Below are 24,489 nucleotides of genomic sequence, written 5' to 3'. Positions count from 1 at the left end.
GGATGTGTCCGTGCCATTGCACCTGTCCTGCGGACGTTGAACAATGGTTGAGGCCAGGCTAAATTCAGCGACCATCGCCCTCGGAAAGCGGATCTTCTGGCGCTGCAAAGAATTCTAAGATAAATCTGAGCATTTGCATCGTCCCAAGCTGATGCAATGATATGTAGATCCTCTCATGAGACTTATCACACAAAAAAACGTTCCCGGCTCGCATCTGCTAACTGCGAATTGGGAACGTTTTTTTGTGCCAATATAGGCAACAAAATCATCATTTTTCTCTCTGTACGACATGCCTCTTTAGGAATTAAATGCGTCTTCATGGTTGCTGGTTGTCTCGTACTCATAAGCTGCGCTCCCCGTCTCGGCCACAGAGAATGGTCGAGCAGGAGAAGCGTCATTCCCCAGATCCAGGTAAACGCTGTACCTTGTTTCTTCCACCCGAAACAGTGGAATGAAGTTCAGGAGTTCTCCTTGCTCACTTTCTGCAACGAATGCCAGTTCCTCCCCGGGAAGTCTGACGATCTTCTCATGCAGATTGCCTGCCGTCATTCCCTTCACTCTTCTGTAGTCCCCCAGCTGTGCCAGCAAAATGTTACCATACATCATCGCGGCTTTGCTATCCGAACCTTGCAGTGGAACCAGATGCAGCTTGGCATCAATCTCAATCTCGATGATATCCCGATCATGAAATTCTCGCTCAATGACGATGTAACCATTCTTATGTTGCACATCTGGGGCACTGGCGTTGATTTTCACCGCTGCGACAGACTTCTCTTTCAGGTACAATGCCAATATCACGGGTCTTACCGTCTTGATCACCAGGGTAGACACAAGCGTATCGGGATATTTGCTGCACTGCTCAATGCGGGTGTGCTCGCTCCACTCTACGGTTGACGAGATGAATGCATTTAACAGCAATCTGTTTCCGCTTCTGAACCAGATGTTTTTCTGCAGCTCGCTCATCGCCTCGATACCGGAACCCGTACAGCACCAGAAGGAATCATAGGCACTGCTGAAATTTTTGGTTACACCGCTTCCCATTGGCTGGTGGTATTGAGACAGCCCTGTCTGACTGCTGGCACTATTCAATATGGCATTATATTTAAGTAATTCCATATGTTCCAGATATTCAACTCCATCGGACCATGAATGCAATCGCTCCAGTATGCGTTCGGTGTTGTGTGCACAACAGCTCTCACTCTCTCCACCTGTCAGTGCATCTTCCAATCTTCCGAAATGGCCCCAATGTTCCGATTTCTCGGAAACTCCGCCTTGGACAGGAGCGAAAGCCTTTGAACTGTTATTGCCATTGGCAAATGTTCTTCCTTTCAAAAATTTGTAGAAATGTATTGCTGCCTCTCTGTATTGGCTCTCGCCAGTGATCTCATGACGGTGCATTGCTGCTATGATCATGGGAAGATGGGTGTTGGCGTGCAAATCTGCAAGCATATCCTGACCATTAACAAGCGGATCTATAAAATAGTCTCTGTCGAACAGATGTGCAAGCTCCAGTATTTTCACATCTCCGGTAAGTTCATGGAGTGAGTAAAGGGCATCTCCCATTCCTCCGAACTCATTCGCCGGATTCAGCCTTGTGCAGCGGAGAATGCCATCAATTTGCCAAAAAGAGAGCTGTGCAAACCGTCCGGATATATAATGGGCCATATTCACTCCAAGCTGCAAAGCCTTCATATTCCCCAGATATATATGACAGTCGATAAGTCCTTGCATTATTTTGTGAAGGGTATAGTACGGTGCCCAGACCTTTGGACTATGCTCGCTTTCCAACTGGTCAAGCTGATCCTCCTCGAAGGCGCTTAAGTATCCGTTCGGACGTGCACAGGATTCCAGGATATCAACTATCTCGTTGGCCTTCGATGTCAGTTCCCGATGCTGATTGGCAAAAGCCAATTTGGCACATGCCGAGAGATAATGTCCTGTAAAATGTCCTCTTAGGCCGCAATCTTCGGCTTCCCATCCACTCAGAGGCTCTGCACACGATGGTTTTCCTGCATTGATTCTGAACGTGTGCATAAGTCGTTCGATACGAAATGACATCAAATAGGTTTGCACAAGCTGCTGCCGATGTGCAAAATCTCCTTTTGTCAACCTGACTTCATTCAGGCCAAAGTTGGTGAACAAAGGGACACCTCGTTTCAATGTATATCTGATTTGTTCCACCTGATGCATGCAATGGGACACCTCAACTATTTGGAAATAGAAGAAGCATCATAGGAAGACTGCATGATTTCCAGATAACGATTGATGTTCAGTCCCTCCAGTCCTTTCACATAATCTTCCCAATCCTTATCGAGACTTTTCGCTCCCGTAATGAATTGCAGCGCATTTTGATCGATATAGTCTTTAAGATTAGTCTGCATCATGCTTGTTTCATCCGCCAGAGACGGGTCAACCCAGAGTGCCCAGTGAGGGAAAACGTCCGTTGGCTCTTTTCCTTCCATCAATAATGTAGCCTCATACAGTCGCCGTTCATAACCGTCATTGGCGTAGATGTCCTTGACCTGTACTTCGGCGTCACGATAGGCACGGTGATGATTGTACTGACTCAATGCTGCCCAACTGTCATTACGAGGTTCTTCTCCGGAAGGAAGCGGAATGGCTTTGTAGAGCGGCTCTATCTGATCATTGAGCGCCACTTCGCCTTCCTGTGGTTTACGCCAGCTTGTGCCCTCTTCTCCCAGATAAGATGCCATGGTCCCTTCTTGGGTGTAGAAATAATCCAGTAGCTTAATGGCTGCAATCTGTGTTTCCTCGCTGGCCTTGTTCGTCAGTACAAAAGACGCTCCGGGATCGATTGGATAGTTATACGTAGCATAGGTTGCATTCGGTCCCTTCAGTGGAGGGATGGGATTGTAATCATTTCCGTAAGGTGAACCTTCGGCAGTGGTTACAAATAACGATGGATGCATCGCTGCTCCTGCACCGAGAAGCTGTGCATCAGCATTATCACCGATCTTTTTGAAAGCACCCACGTTCTGCGTAAAGGCCCCCGGATCGATCAGCCCTTCATCATACAGCGATTTGATATACGCAAGTCCTTCTTTCCACTCCGGCTTATTCGCAACGGTCTCCACTTTCCCTTGGTTAACGATGAGATAATTCCGATCATCGTCATAGATAAAACCGTTCATTAAATAAGGGATAATGTGCACCCCAAAATTCTCGGTAGAACCACTTAGGGGCACTTCATCTGCCTTACCATTACCGTTTGGATCTTTGGTTTTAAATGCCCGAAGCATTTCCTTAAACTCTTCTGTCGTTGCAGGCTCGGTCAAACCTAATTGTTCCATCCATTTGGTGTTGACCCACATCTTGTTCGGGTATGAACAGTGAAAACATTCATTCAAACCCGTCAGACCATAGATATTTCCATCTGGAGCGGTATTCATGGCCCGATAATAGTCATTGCTTTCAAGCACTTTTTTAATATTCGGGGCATGTTTCTCAATCAGATCATTCAGCGGTAATATTACCCCCTGTTGGCCAAACTTCAACAAGTCTGTCTGGGAGAACCGATCTACCCACGGGATTAACAGATACAAGTCCGGATAATCGCCGGAAGCCAGTGAAATCTGTCTTTTCTCGGCTGCACCATCGAATGGAACCGTAGTCCAGTTGAATTGGATATCAAATTTCTCTTCCATTTTCTTCGTGAATTTATTGGTGGACAGATTGGTGTCCGAGCCTTGGTGTGCAAACACATTAATGGCTGTCTTGCCTGACGAATCGCCGCCTTCTCCGTTCCCCTTTTCAGAACTGGAACATCCGGCAAGAACCAACGAGGTAAATAGCATACAGGCAAGAATGATGAAACCCGCTTTTTTCAATACAATCCTCTCCCTTATGAATAATAGAAAAATGAACCTATCCTTTGACAGAACCAATCAACATGCCTTGCACGAAATATCGTTGTACAAAAGGATAGATAATCAGAACCGGCAGGCTGGCCATGACAATTAATGAGTATTTCATGAGTTCAGCCATCTGTTGCTGTTTGATCATTTCTGAAGCGTCCATATTTCCCGTACTGCTGTTCAGAATAAGAATGCTGCGCAATATCAGCTGTAGCGGGTAGAGCGATTGTGATTTCAAATAAATGAGAGCGTCAAAGTATGCATTCCATTGACCAACTGCGTACATAAGCGACAACACGGCAATGATTGGTTTGGCGAGCGGCAGGATGACACTGAAGATAAAACGGATGTCACTGCACCCATCGATGTCTGCTGCTTCGGACAGCTCTTCCGGTATTGAATTCTGGAAAAATGTACGTGCAATGATGACTTGCCAGACCCAGATAGCATTGGGAATCAGCAGCGCCCAGCGGGTATCAATCAGCCCCATCGTTTTGACCACCAGGTAGGTAGGAATCAAGCCGCCCGAAAACAGCATGGTGAAGGTGATAAACATCATTAGTGAGCTGCGACCAACAAATGTCTTTTTGGATAACGGATACGCAATCATGATGGTCAGAGCCACGCTTATCAACGTACCGCAGGCTGTGTAGAAAAGGGAATTGGCATACCCCGTAAGGACTTGATCATTGCGTAATACAGACTTGTAACCATCGAATGTCAGGTCAATGGGCCACAACCAGACTTTTCCTGAGGAGACGGCAGCAGGGCTGCTAAGCGAAGAACTCACAATGTATATCAAGGGATACAACACGGCGATCAGCACCACCGTTAGCATGAAATAAACAACCGTTATAAATACGCGATCTCCCCAAGATTCGCGGATTGTACTGCTGCTCCTGATTCGGGAACGACCGGTATCTGTTTGTGTGTTAGACATGAATTAGTGCTCCTCCTTTCGCTCCCGTTACCATAAGCTTGTGTTGGACAGTCGCTTGGCGACCGCGTTTACGATTAATAGCAAAACCAGGTTAATTACCGAGTTGAACAAGCCAACCGCAGTAGCGAAGCTGTAATTGGCATTCAGCAATCCTATTTTATAGACATACGTGGAGATGATTTCCGAGGCAGACAGGTTGAGCGGATTTTGCAGCAAATATATTTTCTCGAATCCGACAGCCATGATGTTGCCTACACTCAGAATCAGAATGATGACGGCTGCTGGAAGCAATCCAGGCAGATCAACATTAATGATTTTCTGCATTCGGTTGGCTCCGTCCACTTTGGCAGCTTCGTACAGGGATGGGTCAACACCCGCGAGAGCGGCCAGATATATGACAGCGGAGTATCCCATTCCCTGCCACACATCGGAGAATACGTAGATGGAACGAAACAGTCCAGGCTCTCCGAGAAAATTCACCGCTTCAAAACCAAGTGCACCTGCGATTGTATTGACAATACCCAACCGAGGAGACAGAAAGAGCATAATGATGGAGACCATTACAACGGTAGAGATGAAATATGGAGCATACGTCACCATTTGCACGATTTTTTTGAATCGTATGTTTTTGATTTCATTCAGCGCGAGTGCCAGTAATATAGGAATCGGGAAACCGACAATCAGGCTGTAAAACGAAATGTAAAGCGTGTTCTTGATGAGTGTGATGAATGCCGGATTTTGAAAAAGCAATTCAAAATACTTGGTTCCGGCCCACGGACTGCCCCAGATTCCCTTGATGACGTTGTAATCTTTAAACGCCAGCACCGCATTCACCATCGGTACATACTTGAAAATAATAAAGTAAGCAATTGGTGGCAGGATTAACAGATACAGCTGCCAATGTCGCCTCCAGCTTCTGGATAATGCTCGCTGCAAGGCAGACGACTTACTTGTCTTTTCTACGGACTTCGATTCACTTGTCATTGTTGTTCTCAGAATCATCCCCCCATTCAAGGCTCCCATTCATAATGAGCTTCACCACAATTGGTAGCGCTTACTTTCGGGGTAATCATAAGATTTTCTCTGGGGAGGCGTAAAGGTACAGTTACACTGAAAACGTACATAATACGAATATATATATCTGTAAACAGCCTACATTAACTGCTATGACCATCCATTTTCCGAAACACGCTTGGCGAAATGCCGCGTACCCGCTTGAACGCTCGTCGGAATGAATGCGCACTGTTATACCCGGTAGCCTCGGCTATCTCGTCAATGGTGCGACCAGTGGACTGCAACAGGTTGGAAGCCGCTTCAATGCGCACATGTTCTACGTAATCAGATAGATTTTCTCCCGTATGTTCTTTGAACAGTTGGGATATATACTTCTCCGACTTGCTCATGTACTCGGCAATTCGATAGATCGTCAAGTTTGCATCCGCATAACTTTGTTGAATAAATTCAATCATTTCGATCACCGTATCCGCATGTGCCCCTGCTCTTCTAGTCTGGAAGTCACCGCAAATGTCTTCTGTCAGCTGCTTAAACTTTCCGCGCAGCACAGCGATCGTTTCGGTCATCTGAATAGAGGTCACCCGATTTTTATATTCCTCCAGCAGGGAGGCATCCAGCTTGAATTTTGGCTCGTCCAGCTTCAGGAAGGTCCCTTTCAACTCCATGATGAACTGCTGCGTCATCTCGTAGGACAGTTCCCGCTCCTCCAGATTGCGAAGAAATAATTGCTCCAGAATACGTATCGCCTCTTCTGGCTCCCCGGCTTTGATTGTGTTCAGCAGGCGCTGTTCGGACTCAATCGGATAATAGAACATTTCATTTTCCTTCATCGTATCTTCAAATCTCACCAAATGATCTGTTCCCATATGAATGCCATAATCCAGGGCTTGTTTGGCTTCGTCAAATGAGCGACCTGCATCATTCCAGACCTCATACGCTGCACCTGTACCAATTGTTGTAGATATCCGATGTTCCCTGTAGATCACTTTCATTAAAGTATTCAGCTCTTGTTCACATCTTCGCATCGCTTCATTCAGTGGATTTGCATCCAATGGGCAAGCAAAAGCAATCTGGTCCGTTCCCCAATCCGTAATCAGTACCTGGGCATTCCACTCTACAAGTACCTGCTTGACGAGAAGCCTCGCGACGCCCAGTTCATGAATCGTCTCTTCACTGTCCGGATTAGCATAGCCGTTTACTCTCACCAAACCTGCTAAGCCCTTGCTGCTATGAAGTGAAATGTGTGCCTGTGATGAGATGACTTCAAGCTCCGTGGAGGTATAGAATTCCCCGGTTAACAACCGTTTGATAAAACCGTCTCTCAATAATGGAATCTGCTCATTCATGGCATTTGTAAGCGAGTCATTATTTGCAATCAGATTGTTAATATGGCTTGCCAAGAAATCATATTCATTCCCCCGTCTGCCGGGAGAATCGGTGATGTGTTCCCGGAAAGTGGCCAACAGTTTGTACACGGGGGCACTATTCCGATAAGCCAGAACCAACCCGAACAGCAATCCCAGGGCAATCGTTGCCAAAGTAAAGGCCAGTGTGACTTGTTTAATCTGGTCCGCTTTGGTCATGAGTGCTTTCTCGGGAATGCCTGCCATGTAATTCCATCCATTTTGACTGGATTGAATCGATATCAACAGTCGATCATCACTTCCAGGCTGAACGCTCTGCACATTCTGTACATTCTTCGCATTCTGCTCCGTTTCGGCAGCTTTACCTTCGATCCGCTGACTTTGTGCCACTTGCTCAGCCTCGGCCTGGCCAATGCCTAGCGAGAAAATGATCTGTCCTTCTGCATCGGTGACGAGAGTCCAGCCGCCATATTGATCCACAATATTTTGAGTCAGGCTCGCCATCTTATCCTGATCAATCATGACACCAATCGTCGCTTGCGGTTTGTTAAAGCTGTTCAGAGGAAGAGATTGCAGAAATGTGATGGCCGGAACATCTGCAAGCACGGTACCGACAATTTCACGTTTATAGTTTCGAAGCGGTATGATCTCGTTAAAGTGCGGCTGTTTCAAAATTTGGTCATACCACTGTTCAAACGACATACCGTCCAGCTGATTGGCAGCATAATAATGTTCTGGACGATAATATACGGTTCTTGGTGTGATAATGGCATTGTAGTTTGGAATGTGGATGAAGAAATGGGACAAGTATTCATTGGTGCTGCTGTACATGGAGAGGCTGCGCTGCATGCGGTTCATACCATATACATTGTAGAGATCATGCGGCTTCGGACCAGCAATTAAATTTTGCAAATCCGGATTGACTGCAAGCTGTCTGGTAAAGGCTTCGACTTGAAGAAGATTTCGCTCAATAATCTCTTTGCCGAGACTCAGCGACTTGTAGCTGTTCTCAATAGAGCTGGAGCGGGCCGCTTCAATGGAGGCGCGATAAGAGGCATATCCCGCAATTTGAGGAATCATCAGAATGACAAGATAGGAAATGAGGAAACGGCGGAACACGGGTGAAAATTTGGACCATAGGAGCTGCATATGTACCCCCCTTTTTTTATCAAGCGCTTACATTTCTCTTTGATTAGGTAGCTGTTCCATGATACACCGGGCATTTCTTCTTAGTGAAGGTACAACTTCTTTCTTATGGTACATTTTCGTACTACAGCGTACAATGCTTGCATGAAAATAAATGTCTCTCTGCTATTTGGTGCACAACTATAGTTGCAACTTACCTTCGCACGGCCTGCATGCCAAAGGATTAAAAAATAAACGCAAAAAAACCTCCCCAAGACCAGGAATGGCTTGGGAAGGTTTTTTTAAAGGTTTGTTTTTTAATTGCTGACGGCAACAAATTTCCATTGTTGGTTTGTTGCACCCGTGTAGGTATTCTGCTGCAACTTGGCACCATCCGACGTGGAAGCGTTTGCGACTTCAATCGCTTTGTTGCTGTTCACGTTGATGATACTCCAGTATCCGTTGCCGAGGTCGTTCACTTTGAAATGCTGAGCGGTTGTGTTCAGATTGCTCATGAGTTGGACCGCTTCCCCATTGGTGAGAGTACCGTTGCGAATGTCGATGACTTTGTCTGGTGAGTTCACACTTGTCAGTGTGTAGTTACCGCTGCCGATCGAAGTCAGAACCCACTTCTGAGGGTTGCCGCCCAGATCGCTCCACTGCTGGAGTTGAAGATTGTTCTCGTTTAGACCACCGGGTACATCAATGACCTTGTTGGAATGCCGAGCTACAATTTTGTAGGTCGCACCAGATACAAGACCTGTTGTCGGTCCACCTTGTCCACCGCCCGGGTAAGTCTGAGCACGTTCATAATACCAGTTAAACAGGAAACGTCCCATCGCGCTCCGTGAAGCATCCCCGTCCCATTTCAGGCCTGCCGTTGGATCGGCAAAGGAGCTTCGTGGTCCTTCACTTAGAATAAAACCGTTCATATGGGCTGCAATACTGACATTGCCTGCTGCATTGAAAATCGTTTTGGTATTGGTACCGAAACCTTCATTGCTGCCATTAAACAGGTTCCAATAGGCCGAATCGCCAGGTTTGTTTTTGAACCAGGTCACCTCGGTAATGTTAATTGGATATTTATCAGCGGCTGCCTTCACGTTGGTATTCCACTGGTCTTGCAGGATTGAGAAATTGTCATATGCGCCATAACCAGGGTACCAGTGAACCGCATATCCATAGTTGTTGAGCGGGTCAGTCAATGGATGACTTGCCGTTAAGCTGTAAAATTGGTTGTATCCCAGACCTGCCGCCCAGATGACATTGTCCGCACCTTTGCTGCGAATTGTTGAAATCATGGAATTTTGGAAATTACGCAGGTCATTCCAGTGATCCACAAAGTCATTTTCCCCGTTGTATCCACCCCAATGTCCATTGGCATAGGATTTCACAGGTTCGTTGATCAGTTCGAAGTGAACGTTGTCTGCACTTTTGATCTCCGGGCGTGAAGCGAGATAACCCCAGATTTCATTGAATTTTTGCAGGTTGGCAGGTGTTGTTGCCTGATCATCCTTCAATGTGAAGTCGAGTCCCAGGACCACATATACGCCTTTGCTCTTGGCATATTGGATATACGGAATAATGACATTTTGCGTAACGGTCTGCACACCGGCAAAGTTATATGTACCAGCAGCCACATCTCCCATATCCTGACGGTCGATAAACAGACGTACCTGATTCATATTCCAGCCATGATTGCTTCCGTATTTCGGGCTGGTATCCGCAAATGTATCGGTAATGTCCTTCAGATAAGCCAGAGTAGCTGCATGACGGTTATTACCGTGTAGATTGAGGTAATAATTGCTATCCTGATATGTCCAGTAAGCACCTGAAGGTTGATGCCAACCATTCAGAAGCACAGGCTGATTGTTGCTGTTCACCAGGTTTTTGCCGTTAACGTGAAGCTTACCCATCGGCATGCCCACCCATGCCTCGGCTCGGTTACCTCCCCATGGAACAATGGTGATCAATAAAGCAAGAATGATTAAAAGTTTGAAATATGTCAAAATCTTCTTCACTATAATTCCTCCTCTTCTGATGTAATGCCTTGCTATACTGCGAAGTAACGCTGTCATCGCATTCCTAAACCAGCATATCGCTCAGGTCGGAGCCCGCTCCCGCAACCCATTCCATACCAGCAAGGGAATTCTGCGGAGCGAAGGGTTGCGGTTCTGAAGTGAACAGTTTTGCAAAAGATCGCAGCAAGCCCCCTTTTTACAAGTGGAATGTTCCATGGAATCCCTCCTTCCTTATCCACGCTGATCGCCGCGCCAAAGGTACAGGTGAATTGAACTTAACCGACGATTCCTGTACGCTCAACACTCTCTACGAAATATCGTTGTACAAACAGATAGATGACGATCAAAGGCAGAATCGCAAGAAGAATTCCTGTATCCTGAATCATGCTCAGATAGAACGGATCAGCTTGGGAGGCTGCACCGTCAGTAACCTGCTGAGCCAGATTATAAGGAAGAGATGACAACTGGGTCGACATGACTTTACTCGAAGTCAGATAAGTTGTCGTATAGAAGCTGTCATTCCACTGCCATACGAACGAAAACAACATGACCGTAACCATGGACGGAATCGCATTGGGTAACATAATGGTTGAGAATGTTCGGCCGATGCCCGCACCGTCCACATAGGCCGCCTCCTCCACTTCCTTCGGAATACCTCTGAAGAATTGCCGGAAAATGAAGATGTATAAACCAGCCTTGAGTGAATTGGCTGTAATCGCGGTCAGAATAAACGGCCAATAGGTGTTCAGCAGATTAACCGGTTTGCCTGTGATAAGCGTCATAAGTCCCATCAGATCAAAGCTCTTCAGATTCAGGTATACCGGAATCAGAATGGTCGTCGGTGGAACAAGAATGGTCAGGATTACCCCGGCAAACAGCCAGTTGCTTCCCTTGAACTTCAGTCTGGCGAATCCGTACCCTGCAAGCGCACAGGATGCAGTGGTCAGCAGTGTGGTTGTTGCAGATAATGCAAATGTATTAAACAGCGTTGCCCAGTAATCCATGACGCGGATAGCCTGCTTGAAATTGTCGATGGAGAAGTTCTGCGGGATCCACACTACCACTGCGGAATACAGATCGCCTTTATCCTTGATGGACGTTGACACCTTCTGGAATATGGGAAACAGGATAACGAAGGACAGCCCGGTAATCAGGACAAACCGGATCATGGCCCACAGCCAGCCTTTCCAATGCTCCAGCGATAATAATCGTGAAGTTGTCACGTAGAGCACCCCCCTTTCTAATCTTGATAGAAGACACGCTTCGAGAAGATGATGGATACGATAACGAGAATGATGGCAATGGCCAGGAAGTAGACCCATGCCATGGCGGAGCTTAAACCAAAGTCGAACTTGACGAAGCCGGTATCCCGGATCAGTTCTGTCATGGCGTTATTGGCAAACGAATCGATTATTGTATAGATCGCATTGACAAAAATCAGCGGGCTGACCATCGGAAATGTAATTTTCCAGAATGCTTCATAACCCGTAGCTCCTTCCATCTTCGAAGCCTCATACAGCTGAGGGGAGATTGTCTGGATGCCTGCCAAAAAGATCAAAATCTGTACACCGGATTGACTGACGATCTGATAGATCCGATCTACGGCGCTGCTCAGGTACGTAACGATCCAGTCGCTTACTCCGGCATTAACCATCAGATTTTCGAGTTCAAATGTCCCGAGTGAACTGCCGCCTGTACTGCTCTGGTTCACCGCTTCAATCAGACTGGTGCTCTCCAGCGTCATAATTACTCCCGATGCCAGAATAACGGGCAGGAAGAAGATCGACCGGGCAACAGCCCGGCCCCTGAACTTCTGATTCAGGATGACAGCGAGGAACAGACTGAATATAACGATTAAAGGTACGTTGATGAGTACGTCTGTGATTGCCTCGATTAACGCACGGTTGAAGCTCGTATTGACGGTTAGCGCCTGAATGTAATTAGCGACACCGGTGAACTGAATCGCTATGCCTTCCGCGTTGGCCTGAATTGTACTCATGCTGTATCGCAGAGAGGCTAACAGCGGAATGAAGAAAAATAACACAAAACCTATGAGCCAGGGGAGCACGTAAATTACGCCCCACATGGCTTTCTGCTGAGCATACGTACGACTTCCCCATTTCCATTTCAGGAGCGTCTTCAGAGCTGCTCACCACCAGTCACATAGCTTTGGGCTTCCACTGTAACGTTGTCAACATCTACAGGGAAGTCGTTATAATTGACGATTACGAATCCGCCGCCTTCATACATGGTCCGGAACACGCCTTCTTCAATGGATTCATGAGACATCATGGAACGTCCCGTAAATGACTGGTTTACGTCGTTGACCTCATTGTAGATGTCAGTAGCCAGATCCATCCATTGTTCGTAATTCGCCGCATAGAGTTGATCATAATCTGTTTCTTTCACAACATGGTTTGGTGCATTGAACCAGGCAAAGTAAGGGCTCGCTCCATATTCAATCAACTTCAATACATACTGTCTTGCGTCCGTATAAGTAGAAAGATTGTATGGCATACCTGTATAACTAATGCTGCCGTGTACAACGAGCTGATAGAATGGAATCTCTTCATCCTCCAGCTTGAAACGGCTGCTATTCATTGGAGCATCTGTCAACCCGGTTACATATGGCAGTGCGTAAGCGTTTCCGCCTTCCGCAACGACAGGGCCTACCTGCTGTTTGATCTGTTCAAGTGCTTTCTTGACAGAGCCCAGTGCTTCCGTTCGATCCACCAACTTTTTCGGATTCATGTCGCTGTTCAGCTGAGCGGCCAGGTCATTCAGACTCAACGAAAGTTCATCTTTTTGAAGAGACTTGAGTTCATCCAGCATCACTGCCGTCACGTTCTCCAGCAAGTTGGGCGACAGCACATAGGAAGGTGAACGATCCCTGTCACGACGCTGTATGGCCTGGTTCATCGGATACATAACCGCCGGTTCCTGGGTTAAGGTTCGGGAAGCTTCTTTAGACGGTTTAAATCCTTTTTTGGATAACACATTTATCAGAGCAATATCCGGATAAAAGCCGATGCCTGCTTCTTTGGTGAATGCACTGAATTCCCGCAATCCCTTTTTGCCACCCACGGCACCGTCCACGTGAATGGAATCGGGCATCCTATGATAAAGCCCTCCGTTAAACCACCCGGCATAGCGAACCTGTATATTGGATACCTTCTTCTCCTTCAAGGTGGTGAGAATGTTTTTGGCTTCATCAAACGTCGTCAGAGCCTCCGTTGAATCGTACGGTATGCCCAACATATGCTGGCTTGTTGTCATGGCACCGAACAGTTGCAGATAAAACGGAACATCATTCTGATCCTTACTGGCGCTCAGCTCGGGAAGTCCGCCATTTTGCATCAGATAATCCCGATAAAGAGAGGCAAGCCCGGAGTACGAGGCCTTATCCGCCCCTACAAAAGCGTATCGAACGGCGAAGTCGGACACGGTCGGATTCTTCTGAAATTTCGGAAGTGTACGAACCATATCGCTTGCCTGAAGTGTCACATCGCTCTTGTTCACAACATAGAAGCTTGGATATACGTTGTTATAACTGTTTAGCTTGCCGCTGATATCGGCATTCACAACGGCAACGGCATCCCCTTCCTCAACAATACCCAGGAACGCCCCCTCTTTCCGAATAAGTCCAAACACCGGCAATCGGGCTTTGGCTTCATTCGAACTTGCTTCCCGCAGTTTCATCGTCATATCCGGTCCGTAAATATCTTGTTGATAGGCAGGATACTGCAACTTCCCATTATTAAAATGGATAAGAGCCCCCGATCCGTCCGGCACCAGCATGGAGCCTTCTTCATTCAATCCTCCGGCACCAAAATACTCCAGTATGGATATGTTATTGATCGGATATTCCTCCGGTAAATGAATGCCTGATGAAGGAACACGAACTAACAGATCCTCTCCATCCAGCTCATATTCCATCGTGATCATGAACAACCGCGGTCCGCTACGTTCCTGTTCAATGCCGAACTCGGCATGATCATGAGCCAGGTCCTCTGGTGTGTAACCAGCTGTGTCAAAAGCTTTCAACGCTCGGGACAACTGAAGTCCCTGCATCGCCTTATCAATCCGGACGTAAGTACCTTCTTCTTTGTCCTCTGCATATCCGACCTTCAAGGCCCGCTGCCCGGTCTTATCCAACTGTGCAAGCAGCTTTTGCTCAAAACGCTCTTTGCTGATCTTCATCGGCAAATCTTCAATGGATCGCTCGGTGCTGCCAAACTGGTAATTCACCCGTACGCCGTTTGGCAGTGACTCGAAGCTGATCTGCTTGTGTGCGGCACTGTCCGTGAAAGAATTCACCGTGCTGCTCTGACCCAGACTATTGAAGAAACTGAGCTTGGTTTGTGAAGACAACAGGTCTTTGTTTATCCCTGCGGCAATTCCATCCTGTTCACGATCTGCAGGATTGCTGCGCCAGATCTGCCCGCTCTGCATGTGAATCACTGCAATCTCGGCAGTCTCTTCGTGAATGAACAGCTGAAGCTGATCATTCTGTGCAATGCCAATCATGCCTGGAAGGCGGGTATTACTGAAAGATGATTTCAGTTTTTCTCCGGGAGGCAGGGAGGGAACGTCCGTTTGATCTGCGGCAGATACCGCCTGGTTGGTCAGTGGTGCTGACGAGAACTGACATCCGCTGAGCAGTAGACTGCCCGCGAGCAGCATCCCTGTTATTTTTTTGGCTACGGCATATTTCATCACATTCTCCTCCTCCCTTAGCCCCGAAGCACTAATTCCTGATAGATGGTTACGACAAACGATACAATCTGCTGTACAAGGCTAAAGAACAAGAGGCACAGAAATGCCATAAAGGCCATAGCTACAAGTGTCAATAGCATCGTGAGTATCGTTTTGGCTGATGTGTACTGATGAACCGTCATATTTCCCACAAATAACAGGTACACCGTCCAGGCGACGGCGAGTGCATTGGAGAAATAATAAAAGGCAGTTTCTTGTGCAGAGATCACAAGACTCAGCCAGATCCAAGGAAAATGGATTAGGAAAAGAGGCACCAGTGCAAAACAGGTTGACATAAAAATTTCAGAAAACTTGCCTTCCCCGTCCATCAAGGTGGTTAACGACCAGTTAGCCACACACCAGAAGAGGACCGGCACGATCACATATACCATTTCGAGCAGACTGTTCAGGTATTTGGGATTACTGAGATTAATCAGAAAACCGCTGTATTGGGCATGTAAAATTTTGGTGATGACCAGCAGTACCAGAATCATGAAAGCAATCAACAGTGAGTTCCTCTGGTTGCGCTCATATTTTAATTCCCAGTATCCATCAAACGGATGGAAGATCAGATGCAGCGGGTACTGATATAACTGTTTACTTGATGCCTGCATTCGTTGTCCTCCTTTTCTGCCTGCGAACGATGATGACGGTAACAAACGCAGCGACAGCCAAGAATAAACCGGACATCATCCATGAAAAATGCTCACGCATCAGCTCTTTGCGATACAAAAGAAAAGCTTTGGAATAACCTTTAGGTTCCATACTGCGCTTAAAGTATTTCGCAGATTCGCCGTATTCCTTCTGACGAAGCAGCGCTTTGCCGATTCCCGCATAAGCATATTCCAGATTGGCGTTCATCTCGGCAACTTTAGCAAACAGTACACTGGACTGCTCCTCGTCACCGTTATAATAACTGCGAACTGCTTCATGGAGCGTGCGTCCATATTCAGTTGTCTGAAAGACGGTGATTTCGCCAAGCGCTTTATCCAGAACCAACATCCGGTCTCCCGCACGTTCCAGCGCAACAGGTGTATTAAACTGGCCAAGGCGGTTTCCGATGCCGCCAAAAATATGGAGCAGATACCCGTCTCCATTGTAGGTGAAGATTCGGCCCTTGCTGGAATCCAGTACGGAATACATGTCACTGTCCCCCACGTCCACATCAATCAGACGGGATGGCCCGGCTTCCTGGGTATACACCATATCACCTTGCGGGGTCTGATAGCCTTCTCTGCGCAAAATGTCTGTGCCCTGTGCATTCAGCTTCTTGACCGGATCTTTGCCCCGATCCCCGCTAGTCGCGTAGATGAAGCCTTCTTCATCCATATCCAGATTGGTAAATTCCGTCGGAGTGAACATAACCATCTGACTGCGCTGCTCACGTGTGGCGAAGCGTTTCCATAGATACTCCACCGGGTCTACCTGAACTCTGTTTGCTCCAATAAACGATGAGAACGTACCGTCGGCGCTGAACTCCATGAATCCATCAAATACGCCTTCGGCCATGACGTAGATACGTTCCCCCTTGTCCACAACAACACGCATAGGTTTGAATTGAAAATCCGCTTTTAACAGGTCCGATTTGGGCTCTGCGACAATCTTGACCAGCGTGCCTTTTTCATCCAAATGTACGACTCGATGATTATCCGAATCGGCGACCAGCAGATGGCCTTGATCGCTAACGTACAACCCCTGCGGATTTTTAAAATGATCTTCCTTGCCTTCCTGCTTAAATGAATCAATCGTCCGTACCAGCTTGAGGTTGCGATCCATCTCTATAATGCGGCCATTGCCCGAATCAAGCACAAAGACGTGCTGATTGGCGGTAACATGCATGTCGCTCGGCTCTTTCATAGGAATCGTGTTCAGCTTCTTACCGGTGATAATGGTTGTTGCCTCATATGCCGCTGGTGCCGGAACTGCGTCACCCCAGAAGGAGTAATGATACGCATCCGTTTTACCGTCTGCACTCACATATGATGCCTCTTGAACGAACAACAGGAGGCAGATCATGCCCATGATGATCGATTTGCGTTTTTTCCATGTGCTTCTCCGCACCTCGCTGCCTCCTTTCTACTCTTTCATGCCTGAAGTGGCCATCGTTTGCATGACACTGCTCTGGGAGATGATAAACAGCGTGATTGGTACAATCATCAGCAGCAAGGCCACAGCCGCACCAACACCTGCACGAGCAATCCCTCCCTGTACAATCTGACTGAGCGCATAATGCAGCGTTTTCAGATTTTCACTGTAGATGAAGCTCCCGCCGTCCGTCCCCCATAACGCAGGGAACTGCAGGATCATGAGCGTGAGCCATGCCGGCTTTACATTCGGCATCACAATGCTCCAAAAAATGCGATATTCATTGGCTCCGTCGATTTTGGCTGCTTCCAGCAGCGCATCGGGAATCTGCTCCATGAACTGTTTCATCAGGAACAGTCCCAGGGAGAAAGCAAGCGATGGCACGATAATGGAAGCGTGTGTGTTAATCCATCCTAGCCAAGACATGACCATGTAGTTTGGAATCGCCGTGACATGCGGTGAGAACATCAGAGACAGAATGACAATCGTGAACAACACTTTCGAACCTGGAAAACGATATTTCGCCAGCGGATAAGCCGCGGCGGATGCAAGAAGAATGTGCCCTGCCGTCCCCAGGATTGTAATGAGCAGGGTATTAGCAATATAACGGGATAACGGCACCCATGAATTGCCCATAAGGTTGATCAGATCGGCAAAATTCTCTGTTGTCGGGTTATTCACCCAGAATCGCGGCGGAAAAATAAACAGCTCATCCAGCGGTTTGAATGCATTGTTGACAGCATAGATCAGCGGAAGCACCATAAATGATCCAAACACGGCCAGCAGTGCGAATAACATCAGGCTGACGGTAAATGACCGATTCAGCCTTTTTGGCATGCCAAACACGGCACGTACTTTGCTGGTCATTGTCATTCACCTATCTTTCTAAGCATTTTTTGCGTCAAAACGTTCGTACCAAGCATCAACGCAAACAGCACGGTTGCAATGGCAGAAGCGTATCCCATCTCAAAACGGATTGTACCGAAGTCCATCAGATGTGTGACGACGGTGTGAGCTGCATAGTTGACACTTGGGAAACCGGCCAATGCAATCGATATCTCGGCCACTGCGAATGAAGCCGTAATCTGCATCACCGCACCAAACATCAGTTGCGGTCTCATCGAAGGCAGGGTGATGTACCAGAGTTCCTGCCAGCGATTCTTGATCCCGTCCACGGTGCCTGCTTCAACCAGAGAACGATCAATGGTCTGAAGTCCTGCAATAAAGGCCAGGAAGCTGGTTCCAAGGCTGAGCCACAACTGTACAATAATGACAATCGCGAGCACGTACTTCTCATCTGCAAGCCATTGGATCGGCTCTAGTGTGACGCCAAGGCGCATCAGGAAGCCGTTCATATACCCGTAACTGTCACCAGAGAAGATGATCAGCCAGATGAAGAAGACATTTCCCGATATGGAGGGCGCATAGAACACCAGCGTCATGACCGCTCGAATTTTGGGAGATAACTCGTTGATGATCCATGCAAACAAAAAGCAGGCGATATAACTGAGCGGACCCGTGATTACGGCAAAAAGCAGTGTGTTTTTGAGCGCGATCAGGAATACGTCGTCATTCAGGAAAAGCCGGGAATAATTTTGCCACCCGACAAATCGCGGCAGCTCCAGCATGTTGAAGTGAAAAAAGCTGAGCCCCAGTGAAATGCCGACCGGGATGACAGTAAACATGAAAAAAATCAGCATAAACGGTGCCATCAACACATAATAATGCCTGCTGAGATACAGATCCCTTCTCAAAAGGGACCACCAGCCGACCTGGCGGGTATGGACGGCAGGAGCGGCGGCTGTCTTGGTTGTTTTAGCTTGCAACCGTTACCCTCCCTTTCCTCTATTTCAGATTAAATTCCTTACGCTTCAACTCAATTTCATCATCAATGTACAGAACATAGTCCGATAAGGCTTCACGCGGATTTTCATTCGCATTGACCACCTTACGGAAAGCGTTATCCAGATGCCGTCCCGTGAAATAACCTCCAGGAAGCTGCGGGATCCCCTGTACCCATTTCCATTGCTTCTCCAGATTTTCATAATCCTTGACGGGCCAAGGAAGCTGTTTCAAAGCTTCAATGTTGGCTGTTGGGTAACGGGCTGCCGCCCCCATCAGACCTTCCATTTCTCGTCCGTATTCAATCTGGGTCTGCTCGTCAGTCCACCATTTCATGAACTTCCATGAAGCTTCCTTGTTGCTGGCGTTCTCAAGCATCATTACGGCGCTTGTTGCGCTGGCTACCTCATGCCTTATGGAACCGTCCGGAAGCTGCGTACCAGGAACAATGGTAAAGTCCCAGAGATTGCGAATTTCCGGAGCCAAAACTGTCAACATGTTATAGGTTGTATAGTCCGCAATTCCAATCGGCATCTCACCGGTACGGAAGCGGTTTGGAAAGTCCGCTTTAAGCGGGAATTTATAATTGGTATAGAATTGTGTCCAGCGTTTAAACGCATCCATCGAAATTTCCGAATCAAGGGCACTCTTCTTCTGATCTTCCGTATAGAAGGTGCCATCATTCTGGTACAGCAGCATCGCAAAAGTCGAGTTCGGCACAAGGTTTGCGTTGTTCAGTGTATCCTCGATGGGCAGATAAAACTCCATATTATGCTTTTGCAGCACAGCAATGGCGTTATACACGTCCTGCCACGTTTTCGGCGGTTCCAGTCCCAATTCGTTCAGGATATCTTTGCGGTAAAAGAGCATCGGAAAATGTTGCTGTTCCGGGAGGGCATACACACCGTCGTTATACCGGTATGGTGTCAACCCGCTTTCACGGAACCGACCCGCAATTTCCTCGAAGTCGGGGAATTTGCTCAAATCCGCTGCCGCACTTCTCATCGCATAGTTTACAGGGATGTCCTCACCCATTTGCATGGCAATGTCGGGTCCTTCACCTGCAAGGGTTGCGGGAAGCAATATGTTGGGCGGCACAAGACGTAGCTGCACGGATACATCCGTATCCGGAGTAAACGAATCATCGATCATGCCTTTCAATACCTGAGCCTGATCCCGTCCAGTCGTGATCCATACAGTAATGGAATCCTTTTTTTGTTCCACGTTACCGATGCTGTCGTAATCTTCGGTATACGAAGCCACGTATGCACCCAGCTCATGTTTCACCTGCTGAATGGCCGTCGCTTCCGCATCTGGCAAGGCTTCACCCGGCGGAGACACGACGAGGTAATCCAGAGTGATCGGCTGTTCACGTACTGACAATATCCAGGTACCCAGGCCACCTACGTTAATTTTGAACGTATCCAGTCGTTTAGGAACGGTCTCCGGCTTGGCCGCCATATCTTCAAGCTGCATGACCATGGCGTGAAGCACGGCAACTTTATCACTTTGCTCACCCGTTGCCTTTTCCAGATAATCCGCTACAGAACGGAGCGTGTCTGCCTGTCGTTCAAAGACTTCCGTCATCTCCGGGATGCGTTGTTCCAACTGATAATCCCGAAGCGGATCGGGGCTGTTGGAGGTGATCATCAGGATTTTGCGATACATCTCATTCAATTCCAGCACGCTGGATTCCACGGTACGAAGCAGAGGAGCGATGTCGCCTAGCGTTACCGTCATTCGAATCCGGTGTTTCCCTTTATCCAGATGAAACTGGTAAGGCTGATTTTCTGCCGCCCCCAGCACCTGAGTTTGCCAGGATGGGCTGTAGTTGAAACGAATGCGTTTCATTTCTTTAAACGGAACTTCGCCGTTGATCGTCAGACTGCGGGTTGCGTAAATACCGCGCAATTGATCCTGTTTTACCTTTAACGCGATTTGATACAATCCGTCTTCAGGCACGTCGATTTCCCATTCGATCCATTCACCCGGCAGCTTCCAGTTGATGCCCCCGATCGCATTCATGCGAATTTTGGACACATCATAAGGTTCTAGCGATGGGCTCGAACGATCCGAGATGGGTGCCAGTGTAGGTGAAGACTTGCTGACTGCTTGTTCCCCTTGTACTTTCAGCATGACTGGAGCCGCTGGTTTCAGCCCCTGTGAGGCATAAGTTGCCTCAAGCTCTGCATAGGTCGGGATCTCCCCTTCCTGATACAGCTCAATATAATCAATCGCCATACTTTCTCTTAATGAAGTGAGCGATAACTGCGGGTTACCTTTTTCAAAATAAAACTGAAAGGGCTCCTCGAAATAGCCTCCGCTATCCTTGAAGGAAGTCAACTGCCACTCGGGCTGTTCCACTTGTCTTGGCCTGAGATCGTTATCCCGATCGTCACGACGAACGTTATCCTCGCGATTCCCCCACACCCTGTCAAACAAGAGAACATCGGCCCCTCTAAAAGGAACCTCCCCATTCACCTCGAGTCTGCGTTCAATACCCGAGCTTTTACCCTCTACAGGGTAATAGTGAATGCGAATATTGTACAAACCGCTCATTTGAACGGGAACATCCCAACGAATGGTTCCAGTTTCCGGCGTAATTACAGCGCTCCCATCCAGTCCGGCATAACCTTGCACGACCTCGAATTCCCCGTCAGTTGCCTGAACATAAGATTCGCCTTCAATGCGTATTGTTTTCTCGGGTTTAGCCGCATTGGCATGAGTAGTCAGATAATGGTCATAACTGAATGAATCCTCGGTTGCCGATACTGCGTCAAAGTCCTCAAGCGCATGTACCGTCCCCGGATAACGATCCCGCGATGGATATAGCGTCCATATGGAGAGTACCAGGGCCAGGACAAGCACCAAGATTAGTCCCTTTTTCTTACGTGACCGCATGTTCGAATGTATCCCCTTTCCTCTAAGCGTTGCGAGAACTGGACGATTGACTAACCCGGACAGACCGCACCATCACTGGTGCGTTCTGCCCGTGTGTCATGATGCTTATTTGTATACCTCATCAATCGCAGCCTGGAAAGGTGCCTTGTATTTCTCAATCAGCGTAGATACAGATACTCCTTCTTTGAGCTCTCCATCAAAGTCCCAGAAAGGCAAGGACGGGAATGTGTTATGGTCGAGAACCAGCATGCCTTCTGCAACCTCTCTGGCGTTGTTGATATCTGCTTCATCGGTCAGATGTGTCTCCAGTGTGGATTGGCCCGGATACTCATAGATCGAATCAATCTCGTTAATTTTCTCCCAGATGTACATCAGTTGTTCCGGATTCTCTACTGCTTTAGGAATCGTTATAGCCTGGTAACGGGACTCTCCAGAGTGATACGCTGATGCACTTGGACCTTTAGGGAATGGTACAAAACCGATATCGTAATCCTTCATGTCTGTCATAATGCCTTCAACCTCGTACATGGCACCTGAATACATCAACGTATTGCCTTGACGGAAGAACGTGGACGGCTCAGTCCAATCGCCGCCTTCAGAAGCTCTGCCGACCTTTTCCGTAGCCAGTTTGGACAGGAAATTCAGCGCTTCCTTCGTTTTGGGATCTTCCAGGTTCTGCTTATCCTCTAGGGTCAGGGAAGCTTCATTCGAATACAGAATCGGTTCAAGCAATCCCGTCTGAGCTAGTCCCCAAGTGTCCAGCTTGCCATCGTTGTTGCGATCCTTGTTCGCTTGTTTGGCAACGCTGAGGAATGTATCCCAGTTCCATTCATCAGCATCCACATATTCCTGTAATGGCTTCAAGCCCAGCTCCTGCATGAGGGTACGATTATAGAAAATTCCGTTGATAAAAGAAGACTGGTCCTCGGTAAAGCCGTAACCTTTGCCTTCATATTGCATATATTCCTTTGTTGTTTTCTGATTGAATACTTTGTCGTTTTTAATATAATCATCCACTGGCCACAAGAGATCCTGTTTGGTCAATGCGGGAATGGCATAGTTTTTGCCCAATCTCACCAAATCACCAAGTGGTTCCCCTGCCATCAGCGAAGCAACTACCTTCTCCTGATATTCGCCGAAATCAATGGAAACGTATTCAATATTAAAGTTGTGTTTTTTCTTCAGCGCTTCGAGATTCTCAAGGCGTTGAATGTTGTCCGGGTTGTTCCCCTGTATTTCCATGTCCCACCAAGCAACAACTTTGATCGTTCTGCCGCCCATGTCAAAGTCCATTTCTGGCGTAGAGTTTTCATTCTTTGGCTCGGTTTCTACGGGTGTTTGTTCCTCCTGTGGTGTTGTCTTTTCCGGCTCGGGTTGAGCGGTAGGTGCAGAACTGCATGCAGCAATCACCAACAAAACCGCGAATACCAGGCTCAGTAGCATGAACTTGTTTTTTCTCATCGTCTTCCCCCCTGATTGTCTTTTGCTCTCACAGTGTATCGCCCAAATGAAAGCGCAAACAACCTGCCAAAATACAGGTGTTTACCCCGGCTGAATATAGATTTCCATGATTTTGTGCGTACAAATTGCATTCTGGGTTCCAATTGGTAAAGAAATGCACTCTCTACAAAAATATGCACATTGTATGCGCTTTCTTTTATTACCATAATGAAATTACGTCATCATTGAGTTTAATCTGGCGGATTACAATTCAGCAGAAGGTGAGGTATTGCTTCATGTATGATATTTTACTTGTGGATTTCAGCCGTCGTTTGTGCGGAGAGTTGCAACAGATGTTGCTACGGAGCAAAGCTCAATATACTATCGCTAATTGTGTGTTCTCATCGTCCGAAGCTTTGACCGCATTGTCAGAACGAGACTTTTCCCTTGTTATGGTACATACAGAGAGGTTCGATACCGCGGGGCTCTGGTTATGCAACGAGATTCGAAAGAAAAGTCAGATCCCCATCCTCCTGATGGGTGGAAGAGATCACTTCAGGTTCGTACGCAAAGCCCTTACGTATCAGGTGAATGATTATCTACCGTATCCTGTTAGTCCCTCTTCTTTACTTAACAGTCTGCACGGACTTCGATCCCACCTTGAAACCGATCCGGCACACAAAACGTCGTCGTTCTTCAAAACGCCTGTTCAAATGAATGGTAAACCCATGCACTCCAGTCATGTGATTCGTATCGTCAAAGCCTATGTACGGGATCATCTGAGTGATGAAATCACGCTGAAGAAGATCTCTGATATGCTTCATTTTAACTGTGCCTACCTTGGGCAGAAGTTCAAACTGGAAGAGAAGATGTCTTTCAATGATTATATGCTCCAGCAACGTATGGAAAAGGCACAGCAACTGCTGTCTTCCACGAATCTGCGAATATATGAGATAGCGATTGAGGTAGGTTATAAGGATATTGATTGGTTCTATAAAAAATTCAAAGCGTACGCCGGATCGAGTCCTAATGCTTATAGACGACAAAAAATCCACACGGCCTAGGGTGGATTGCCGATGTGCTATGTTTGTTAAATAACTACAGAAAAACGCAGGAGATGTTCTCCC

16 protein-coding genes are annotated in these 24,489 nt (G+C 47.4%); 1 reads left to right on the top strand and 15 read right to left on the bottom strand.

Annotated features, from left to right (window positions below; genetic code table 11):
- Positions 1–297 precede the first annotated feature (297 nt).
- The 15 genes from MKX40_RS14765 to MKX40_RS14695 all read right to left on the bottom strand — a co-directional run bounded on the left by MKX40_RS14765 (position 298) and on the right by MKX40_RS14695 (position 23,383).
- Positions 298–2,190: a beta-L-arabinofuranosidase domain-containing protein gene (locus MKX40_RS14765; protein ID WP_339242696.1), complete on the bottom strand. Its 1,893-nt coding sequence runs from the start codon at positions 2,188–2,190 to the stop codon at positions 298–300.
- Positions 2,191–2,207: 17 nt separating this feature from the next.
- Complete coding sequence (locus MKX40_RS14760; protein WP_339242693.1) at positions 2,208–3,848, bottom strand: ABC transporter substrate-binding protein; 1,641 nt, start codon at positions 3,846–3,848, stop codon at positions 2,208–2,210.
- 37 nt (positions 3,849–3,885) lie between these two features.
- Positions 3,886–4,815, bottom strand: a complete 930-nt coding sequence (locus MKX40_RS14755; RefSeq protein ID WP_253435665.1) for a carbohydrate ABC transporter permease — start codon at positions 4,813–4,815, stop codon at positions 3,886–3,888.
- Positions 4,816–4,842: 27 nt separating this feature from the next.
- Complete coding sequence (locus MKX40_RS14750) at positions 4,843–5,697, bottom strand: ABC transporter permease subunit (RefSeq protein ID WP_339243069.1); 855 nt, start codon at positions 5,695–5,697, stop codon at positions 4,843–4,845.
- 275 nt (positions 5,698–5,972) lie between these two features.
- Complete coding sequence (locus MKX40_RS14745) at positions 5,973–8,342, bottom strand: helix-turn-helix domain-containing protein (protein ID WP_339242691.1); 2,370 nt, start codon at positions 8,340–8,342, stop codon at positions 5,973–5,975.
- 293 nt (positions 8,343–8,635) lie between these two features.
- Positions 8,636–10,339, bottom strand: a complete 1,704-nt coding sequence (locus MKX40_RS14740; protein WP_339242689.1) for an RICIN domain-containing protein — start codon at positions 10,337–10,339, stop codon at positions 8,636–8,638.
- A 275-nt stretch (positions 10,340–10,614) separates the two neighbouring features.
- Positions 10,615–11,562, bottom strand: a complete 948-nt coding sequence (locus MKX40_RS14735; RefSeq protein ID WP_339242688.1) for a carbohydrate ABC transporter permease — start codon at positions 11,560–11,562, stop codon at positions 10,615–10,617.
- Between the two features lie 17 nt (positions 11,563–11,579).
- Positions 11,580–12,425 (bottom strand): sugar ABC transporter permease, encoded by an 846-nt coding sequence (locus tag MKX40_RS14730; RefSeq protein ID WP_253435651.1) that lies wholly within the window; start codon positions 12,423–12,425, stop codon positions 11,580–11,582.
- Positions 12,426–12,478: 53 nt separating this feature from the next.
- Complete coding sequence (locus MKX40_RS14725; protein WP_339242686.1) at positions 12,479–15,055, bottom strand: DUF5696 domain-containing protein; 2,577 nt, start codon at positions 15,053–15,055, stop codon at positions 12,479–12,481.
- 17 nt (positions 15,056–15,072) lie between these two features.
- Positions 15,073–15,708, bottom strand: a complete 636-nt coding sequence (locus MKX40_RS14720; RefSeq protein ID WP_339242684.1) for a YIP1 family protein — start codon at positions 15,706–15,708, stop codon at positions 15,073–15,075.
- Positions 15,692–17,155, bottom strand: a complete 1,464-nt coding sequence (locus tag MKX40_RS14715) for a hypothetical protein (protein ID WP_339242682.1) — start codon at positions 17,153–17,155, stop codon at positions 15,692–15,694. The genes MKX40_RS14720 and MKX40_RS14715 overlap by 17 nt, the downstream gene beginning before the upstream one ends.
- Before the next feature lie 15 nt (positions 17,156–17,170).
- Entirely contained in the window at positions 17,171–18,046 is an 876-nt protein-coding gene (locus MKX40_RS14710; protein WP_278295182.1) for a carbohydrate ABC transporter permease, read from the bottom strand.
- A gap of 2 nt (positions 18,047–18,048) precedes the next feature.
- Positions 18,049–19,005 (bottom strand): sugar ABC transporter permease, encoded by a 957-nt coding sequence (locus MKX40_RS14705; RefSeq protein WP_339242679.1) that lies wholly within the window; start codon positions 19,003–19,005, stop codon positions 18,049–18,051.
- Positions 19,006–19,024: 19 nt separating this feature from the next.
- Positions 19,025–21,922 (bottom strand): extracellular solute-binding protein, encoded by a 2,898-nt coding sequence (locus tag MKX40_RS14700; RefSeq protein ID WP_339242678.1) that lies wholly within the window; start codon positions 21,920–21,922, stop codon positions 19,025–19,027.
- Positions 21,923–22,027: 105 nt separating this feature from the next.
- Entirely contained in the window at positions 22,028–23,383 is a 1,356-nt protein-coding gene (locus tag MKX40_RS14695) for an extracellular solute-binding protein (RefSeq protein WP_339242676.1), read from the bottom strand.
- A 275-nt stretch (positions 23,384–23,658) separates the two neighbouring features.
- On the opposite strand from MKX40_RS14695, the gene MKX40_RS14690 reads away from it, so the two are divergent.
- Positions 23,659–24,426, top strand: a complete 768-nt coding sequence (locus MKX40_RS14690; RefSeq protein ID WP_339242674.1) for a helix-turn-helix domain-containing protein — start codon at positions 23,659–23,661, stop codon at positions 24,424–24,426.
- The last annotated feature ends 63 nt before the right edge of the window (positions 24,427–24,489 follow it).

It is taken from the genome of Paenibacillus sp. FSL R5-0517 (assembly GCF_037974355.1).
Taxonomy (GTDB): Bacteria; Bacillota; Bacilli; order Paenibacillales; family Paenibacillaceae; genus Paenibacillus.
Note: the sequence above shows the minus strand (reverse complement) of the source record. Positions and strands in the feature narration are given on the sequence as shown.

Coding starts and splice junctions, on each gene's coding strand:
- MKX40_RS14765 (WP_339242696.1), bottom strand. CDS start 2,190: ATGCATCAGGTGGAACAAATCAGATATACATTGAAACGAGGTGTCCCT.
- MKX40_RS14755 (WP_253435665.1), bottom strand. CDS start 4,815: ATGTCTAACACACAAACAGATACCGGTCGTTCCCGAATCAGGAGCAGC.
- MKX40_RS14745 (WP_339242691.1), bottom strand. CDS start 8,342: ATGCAGCTCCTATGGTCCAAATTTTCACCCGTGTTCCGCCGTTTCCTC.
- MKX40_RS14730 (WP_253435651.1), bottom strand. CDS start 12,425: ATGTGGGGCGTAATTTACGTGCTCCCCTGGCTCATAGGTTTTGTGTTA.
- MKX40_RS14725 (WP_339242686.1), bottom strand. CDS start 15,055: ATGAAATATGCCGTAGCCAAAAAAATAACAGGGATGCTGCTCGCGGGC.
- MKX40_RS14720 (WP_339242684.1), bottom strand. CDS start 15,708: ATGCAGGCATCAAGTAAACAGTTATATCAGTACCCGCTGCATCTGATC.
- MKX40_RS14710 (WP_278295182.1), bottom strand. CDS start 18,046: ATGACCAGCAAAGTACGTGCCGTGTTTGGCATGCCAAAAAGGCTGAAT.
- MKX40_RS14700 (WP_339242678.1), bottom strand. CDS start 21,922: ATGCGGTCACGTAAGAAAAAGGGACTAATCTTGGTGCTTGTCCTGGCC.
- MKX40_RS14695 (WP_339242676.1), bottom strand. CDS start 23,383: ATGAGAAAAAACAAGTTCATGCTACTGAGCCTGGTATTCGCGGTTTTG.
- MKX40_RS14690 (WP_339242674.1), top strand. CDS start 23,659: ATGTATGATATTTTACTTGTGGATTTCAGCCGTCGTTTGTGCGGAGAG.